A 596-nucleotide genomic window follows, 5' to 3' on the forward strand; every position below is an offset into this window, starting at 1 on the left:
TTCTGCTCGGATGCCGACCAGAAGGGATGTTCTTCCGTGGCGGTCAGCGTTTCCACGCCGCGGGGCGTAGCGAGCGTGAGTTCTGTGAAGTATTTTCGTCCTCGGTGACGATCAGATCGGTGACCTCGTGCGGTGCCGTGTCCTGCGTGACTGGGTCCGTTGCCTTGACCTGGTTCCTGACCTCCACGGACTCGATGTTCTTGGCCGAACCATCGGCCATGAGGACCTTGGTGCCGGCGAGGAAGCACTGCGTGCATTTCTGGGCCATGCGCGCGGCTCGACTGCTGTCGCGATTGCCCCTTCGCCTCCCTCCACGCCCTTCTTGAGGAGTTTGAGCTGGTCTACCTTGGGCCACACCATTTCTGCCTTGCCGGCCATTGCAGCTCCGGCGCAGACCGGCATGGTGTCCTGATTGATCGGGACATAGCACTAAGGCTTGCCTTCCCATTCCTTTTTGCGCCGTTCTGCGGCGAGGCGACCTGCTTCGGCTTCTTCGGCCTCTCGCTTCGTGACCACGTGCTTCCATGCTGCGGAGGCTTCCTCGTCCGCTTCTGTGGCGCTCTTTCCTGCGGCGATCGCGTCGGCGCGGGCTCGGT

At 62.4% G+C, this 596-nt stretch carries 1 protein-coding gene; it reads right to left on the bottom strand.

The genetic code is table 11. The features are described 5' to 3' along the window. Positions 1-43 precede the first annotated feature (43 nt). The gene (locus tag FKN01_RS32800; protein WP_185993089.1) at positions 44-268 is read right to left on the bottom strand and encodes a Hint domain-containing homing endonuclease; all 225 of its coding nucleotides are present in this window, start codon (positions 266-268) and stop codon (positions 44-46) included. Positions 269-596 lie beyond the last annotated feature (328 nt).

Source organism: Streptomyces sp. 130, assembly GCF_007096885.1.
In the GTDB taxonomy this organism is placed as follows: domain Bacteria; phylum Actinomycetota; class Actinomycetes; order Streptomycetales; family Streptomycetaceae; genus Streptomyces.